The 5,744-nt window shown below is 69.5% G+C and carries 6 protein-coding genes and 1 pseudogene; 3 read left to right on the top strand and 4 right to left on the bottom strand.

Translation table 11 applies throughout. The annotated features are described in order from the left end of the window. From G3N96_RS37460 to fliE, 4 genes and pseudogenes are all read right to left on the bottom strand, one after another. Window positions 1-590, bottom strand: a pseudogene (locus tag G3N96_RS37460) (flagellar hook-length control protein FliK); the annotation flags it as partial. 129 nt (window positions 591-719) lie between these two features. Further along, window positions 720-1,052: a flagellar protein FliT gene (locus G3N96_RS37455; protein ID WP_206140351.1), complete on the bottom strand. Its 333-nt coding sequence runs from the start codon at window positions 1,050-1,052 to the stop codon at window positions 720-722. Continuing rightward, entirely contained in the window at window positions 1,049-1,483 is a 435-nt protein-coding gene (fliS, locus tag G3N96_RS37450) for a flagellar export chaperone FliS (RefSeq protein WP_089495819.1), read from the bottom strand. The genes G3N96_RS37455 and fliS overlap by 4 nt, the downstream gene beginning before the upstream one ends. 194 nt (window positions 1,484-1,677) lie before the next feature. Continuing rightward, a complete protein-coding gene (gene fliE, locus G3N96_RS37445) occupies window positions 1,678-2,022 on the bottom strand; it encodes a flagellar hook-basal body complex protein FliE (protein ID WP_046544213.1) in 345 nt (114 codons plus the stop codon). 248 nt (window positions 2,023-2,270) lie between these two features. Between fliE and fliF the strand changes: the two genes are divergently transcribed. From fliF to fliH, 3 genes are read left to right on the top strand one after another with little or no spacing between them, the layout of a single operon-like run. Then, window positions 2,271-4,034, top strand: coding sequence for a flagellar basal-body MS-ring/collar protein FliF (gene fliF / locus G3N96_RS37440; RefSeq protein WP_206140350.1), 1,764 nt, complete (start codon window positions 2,271-2,273; stop codon window positions 4,032-4,034). Next, window positions 4,024-5,019: a flagellar motor switch protein FliG gene (gene fliG / locus G3N96_RS37435; RefSeq protein ID WP_069249110.1), complete on the top strand. Its 996-nt coding sequence runs from the start codon at window positions 4,024-4,026 to the stop codon at window positions 5,017-5,019. Before fliF ends, fliG begins: the two co-directional genes overlap by 11 nt. Then, window positions 5,012-5,695 (top strand): flagellar assembly protein FliH, encoded by a 684-nt coding sequence (fliH, locus tag G3N96_RS37430; protein WP_089441241.1) that lies wholly within the window; start codon window positions 5,012-5,014, stop codon window positions 5,693-5,695. The genes fliG and fliH overlap by 8 nt, the downstream gene beginning before the upstream one ends. The last annotated feature ends 49 nt before the right edge of the window (window positions 5,696-5,744 follow it).

Here is a 5,744-nt window from a genome sequence, read left to right as displayed (position 1 = left end):
TGCTGGGCGGCATCCGGATCGGCCGGCGCGAGCGCGGCCGCGAGGCGCGCCTGCGGCTCGCGCATCAGCGCCGCCAGCGGACGCTGGCCGGCCAGCCATTGCGCGAGGTGAGATTCGTAGAAAAGGCCGCTTTCGCTCACGGCCTGCGCGAGCGCCGCGCGCAGCGCCGCGACGGGCAACGTCGCAGCCGCGTCGCGCACCGCCGCAGCCGACGATGCAGCGGCTGAAGCCGGCGTGGAGGACGCAGCCTGATCGGCGGCGGCCGGCGCGCGGGCCGGCGCAGCCGTGTCGGTCAGCAGCACGGTGGGGTCAGCCAGCAGCGGCGCGCGCCCGACAATGGCCGGGGTCGCGTCGCCGCCCGCGCGCGAGATCGCGTCGAGCACGCGCCCGACATCGGACAGGGCGGTCTGGGTGGAAGCCGGCGGCGCGGCAGGCGGACTGCCGGCCGAAGGCGTGGACGACGCGCCGTTGCCCGGCGTGCCGACCTGCGAGGTCGCGCCGCCGCTGGCGGGCGCCGACACGGTGCCGGTCAGCAGGCTGTCGAGGCGACTCGCCAGCAGGGCGGCCGCAACGGAGTCGATACCGGTCATGATCGGAGCCTGCTCATCTCAGCCACATCGTTGCGAATCCGGGCACGGCACGCCGGTGCCGTCCGCGGGAACTGCGCGCCTGCCCCAGCGGACGCGTGCGCCCCGCGGCCGTTTCCCCGGAAACGGGCCCTACCCGCGCGCGCGGTAGAGATCGGTCAATACCTTGGTCGAGCGCCGCGCCTCGAACAGCGCGGACAGCCGCGCGAGGTCCGGGCTCGCGAGATCGCGAATCGCGGCGTCGTCGGCCAGGATGCGGCGGATCAGGTCAAGCTTGCGGCCGAGATCCGATTCGTCGAGCACGACGCCCGGATCGGCCGCCTTCAACCCGTCGACCAGTTGCATGAATTCGGCCTGCAACTCCGGCAACGCGCTCCAGTCGGCGCTGCGGGCAGCGCCCAGCATCCGGCCCGACACGGCGGCGAGCGCCTCGTAACGTTCGAAGTATTCGGCCTTGCGATTCATCGTGATGCTTCCACTGCCTGTTGTGCGGCCATCCGCGCGACTTCCGGGGCGATCCCCGTCCATGCTTCCTCGAGCGTCGCGAGCAGCCCGTCGACTTCGACCAGCATCGTGTCGCTCGCCTGCGCATTGGCTTCGAGCAGACGCCGGGTGATATACGCATACAGCGCGTCCAGCCGCGCCGCGATCTCGCCGCCCGCATCGAGGTTCAGCGATGCCTTCAGCCCGCTGTCGACGATCCGGATCGCCTTGCCGATCGCTTCGCCGCGCGCGGACACATTGCCTTGCTGCAAATGCATGCGCGCCAGCGCAACCGCCTGCCGCGCACCCTGGTACAGCATCGCGATCAACCGGTGCGGGGAAGCGCCCATCACCCCGGTCTCGACGCCGACACGCGCGTATGCACTGGCTCCAGCGTGTCCTGGGGAAAACATGCGCTTCTCCTTGTTGTGCCTTGGCTATACGGGAACCGCCGCCGTGCATCGCACGACGCGGCCTTCACCGGAGTTATCGGAAGGGATTTGGAAAGCTTTAGGTAAGCGGCGCGTGCCGCCTGGCGCAGCAAGGGCTGCCCGCGGATCCGGCCGGATGGTCGTCCACGGATCGCTTTCCCTGCATAGCCGCCGTGTCAAACCGCCATCTGCATGATGTCGTTGTAAGCGCTCACTAGCTTGTTGCGGACCTGGAGCCCGAACTGGAAGCCGATGTTGGCTTTCTGCATGTCGACCATCACGTCGTTCAGCGACACGTTCGGCGCGCCGACCTCGAACGCCTGCGCCTCACCGAGCGCGTGCTGCTGGTCGCCGCTGATCTTGTCGAGCGACGCCTTCATCGCGCTGGCGAACGTGCTGGCCGTCGCCGCGCCCGAGCCGGCCAGTGCCGCCGTCGGGCTCGCGACGCCGCCTGACGCCTGCGCGGCCATCGACTGCATCTGTTGCAACACCGAACCGATTCCGCTGACGTTCGCAGTCATGCTGTCCCCAAAACTGAGAGAGAGACCCGGACGCACCGGGAGATCCGCCGGCGCCGCCCCACGCGCGCCATGCCGGATTCCGAAAAAGGATAGCAGCGCGCCGCGCGTCAAAGCCGCGAAAGTACGGGGGAAACCCCGCTCTTTTCGGTCGATCGGAGTGCGGCCCGGGTCACGATAATCGCATCGTGTCATTGTCCGCCCGCTCGTCCGAGCGAGCTCAGTCGTCCCGCTCCGGAGAAACTCGACGCATGGATTCGCAGGCCAACTCGCTGATCAACCCAGACGCCCGCGCGGGCCTCGCCAGCCCGGCGCCCGGCGCCGCCGCGGCCGCCGCGTTGCCAGGCGTGGGTGGCGCAGGCGCGGACTTCGGGCTTGGCGGCTTCGCGGAACGCATCCCCGGCATCTCGCGGATGAAGGGCAACCCGAAGCTGCCGTTCCTGATCGCCGTCGCATTCGCGGTCGCCGTCATCACCGCGCTCGTGCTGTGGAGCCGCGCGCCCGACTACCGCGTGCTGTACAGCAACCTGTCGGATCGCGACGGCGGTGCGATCATTGCCGCGCTCCAGCAGGCAAACGTTCCCTACAAGTTCGCCGACGCCGGCGGCGCGATCCTCGTGCCGTCGAACCAGGTGCATGAAACGCGCCTGAAGCTGGCCGCGATGGGGCTGCCGAAGGGCGGCTCGGTCGGCTTCGAGCTGATGGACAACCAGAAATTCGGCATCAGCCAGTTCGCCGAGCAGATCAACTACCAGCGCGCGCTCGAAGGCGAGCTGCAGCGCACCATCGAGTCGATCAACGCGGTGCGCGGCGCGCGCGTCCATCTCGCGATCCCGAAGCCGTCGGTGTTCGTACGTGACAAGGAAGCGCCGAGCGCGTCGGTGTTCATCGACCTCTACCCGGGCCGCGTGCTCGACGAGGGCCAGGTCCAGGCCATCACGCGGATGGTGTCGTCCGGCGTGCCCGACATGCCCGCGAAGAACGTGACGATCGTCGACCAGGACGGCAACCTGCTGACCCAGACCGCATCGGCGTCGGGCCTCGACGCGAGCCAGCTCAAGTACGTGCAGCAGGTCGAGCACAACACGCAGAAGCGCATCGACGCGATCCTCGCGCCGATCTTCGGCGCGGGCAACGCGCGCTCGCAGGTCAGTGCGGACCTCGATTTCTCGAAGCTCGAGCAGACGTCGGAAAGCTACGGCCCGAACGGCAATCCGCAGCAGTCCGCGATCCGCAGCCAGCAGACCAGCAGCTCGACCGAACTCGCGCAGGGCGGCGCATCGGGCGTGCCGGGCGCGCTGTCGAACACGCCGCCGCAGCCGGCGTCCGCGCCGATCGTCGCCGGCAACGGCGCGAACGCGCCGCAGACGACGCCGGTGAGCGACCGCAAGGACCAGACGACCAACTACGAAGTCGACAAGACGATCCGCCATCTCGAACAACCGATGGGCAGCGTGAAGCGGCTGTCGGTCGCGGTCGTCGTCAACTACCAGCCGGTCGCCGACGCGAAGGGCCACGTGACCATGCAGCCGCTGCCGCCCGCGAAGCTCGCGCAGGTCGAACAGCTCGTGAAGGATGCGATGGGCTACGACGCGAAGCGCGGCGACTCGGTGAACGTCGTGAACAGCGCGTTCTCGACCGCGAGCGACCCGTACGCCGACCTGCCGTGGTGGCGCCAGCCGGACGTGATCGAGATGGCGAAGGAAGCGGCGAAGTGGCTCGGCATCGCGGCGGCCGCGGCGGCGCTCTACTTCATGTTCGTGCGCCCGGCGATGCGCCGTGCGTTCCCGCCGCCCGAGCCGGCCGCGCCGGCGCTCGCCGCGCCGGAAGATCCGGTCTCGCTCGACGGCCTGCCGGCGCCGGAGAAGGCCGAGGAACCCGATTCGCTGCTGCTCGGGTTCGAGAGCGAGAAGAACCGTTACGAACGCAACCTCGACTACGCGCGCACGATCGCCCGCCAGGATCCGAAGATCGTCGCCACCGTCGTGAAGAACTGGGTGTCCGATGAACGCTGAAGGCTTGACCAAGAGCGCGCTCCTGCTGATGTCGATCGGCGAGGAAGAGGCCGCGCAGGTATTCAAGTTCCTCGCGCCGCGCGAGGTCCAGAAGATCGGCGCCGCGATGGCCGCGCTGAAGAACGTCACGCGCGAGCAGGTCGAGGACGTGCTGCACGAATTCGCGAAGGAAGCGGAGCAGCACACCGCGCTGTCGCTCGATTCGAGCGACTACATCCGCTCGGTGCTGACCAAGGCGCTCGGCGAGGACAAGGCCGGCGTGCTGATCGACCGCATCCTGCAGGGCAGCGACACGAGCGGCATCGAGGGCCTGAAGTGGATGGACTCGGCCGCCGTGGCCGAACTGATCAAGAACGAGCATCCGCAGATCATCGCGACGATCCTCGTGCACCTCGACCGCGACCAGGCATCGGAAATCGCGTCGTGCTTCACCGAGCGGCTGCGTAACGACGTGATCCTGCGGATCGCGACGCTCGACGGCATCCAGCCGGCCGCGCTGCGCGAACTCGACGACGTGCTGACGGGCCTGCTGTCCGGCAGCGACAACCTGAAGCGCAGCCCGATGGGCGGCATCCGCACCGCGGCCGAGATCCTGAACTTCATGACGAGCGTGCATGAGGAAGGCGTGCTCGAAAGCGTGCGCCAGTACGACGCCGAACTCGCGCAGAAGATCATCGACCAGATGTTCGTGTTCGAGAACCTGCTCGACCTCGAGGATCGCGCGATCCAGATGGTGCTCAAGGAAGTCGAGTCGGAAACGCTGATCATCGCGCTGAAGGGCGCGCCGCCGGCACTGCGCCAGAAGTTCCTCGCGAACATGTCGCAGCGCGCGGCCGAACTGCTCGCCGAGGATCTCGACGCGCGCGGCCCGGTGCGCGTGTCCGACGTCGAGACGCAGCAGCGCCGCATCCTGCAGATCGTGCGCAACCTGGCCGAGAGCGGCGCGATCGCGATCGGCGGCAAGGCGGAAGACGCGTATGTCTGATTCGGCGAGCGATCGCGCGGGCACCCTCACCGCCTACCAGCGGTGGGAGATGGCGTCGTTCGACCCGCCGCCGCCCCCGCCGCCGCCCGACGACGCGGCAGCGGCCGCCGCCGCGCTCGCCGAGGAACTGCAGCGCGTGCGCGACGCCGCGCACGCCGAAGGCCATGCGGCCGGCCACGTCGAAGGCCAGGCGCTCGGCTACCAGGCCGGTTTCGAGCAGGGCCGCGAACAGGGTTTCGAAGCCGGCCAGGCCGACGCGCGTGAACAGGCCGCGCAGCTCGCGGCGCTCGCCGCGTCGTTCCGCGAGGCCGTGTCGACCGTCGAGCACGATCTGGCCGCCGACATCGCGCAGCTCGCGCTCGACATCGCGCAGCAGGTCGTGCGCCAGCACGTGAAGCACGATCCGGCCGCGCTGGTGGCCGCCGTGCGCGACGTGCTCGCGGCGGAACCCGCACTGTCCGGCGCGCCGCATCTCGCGGTGAATCCGGCCGACCTGCCCGTCGTCGAAGCCTATCTGCAGGACGATCTCGATGCGCTCGGCTGGAACGTGCGCACCGACGCGTCGATCGAGCGCGGCGGCTGCCGCGCGCACGCCGCGACCGGCGAGGTCGACGCGACGCTGCCCACGCGCTGGCAGCGCGTCGCCGCCGCGATCGGCAAGGTGAGCACGTGGTAACGCGGCCGCCCGAGGCGCTCGCGCACGACGGCATGACGCCGCTGGAGCA

Origin of the sequence: Burkholderia sp. Se-20373 (assembly GCF_017104705.1) — a bacterium.
In the GTDB taxonomy this organism is placed as follows: Bacteria; Pseudomonadota; Gammaproteobacteria; order Burkholderiales; family Burkholderiaceae; genus Burkholderia.
Note: the sequence above shows the minus strand (reverse complement) of the source record. Positions and strands in the feature narration are given on the sequence as shown.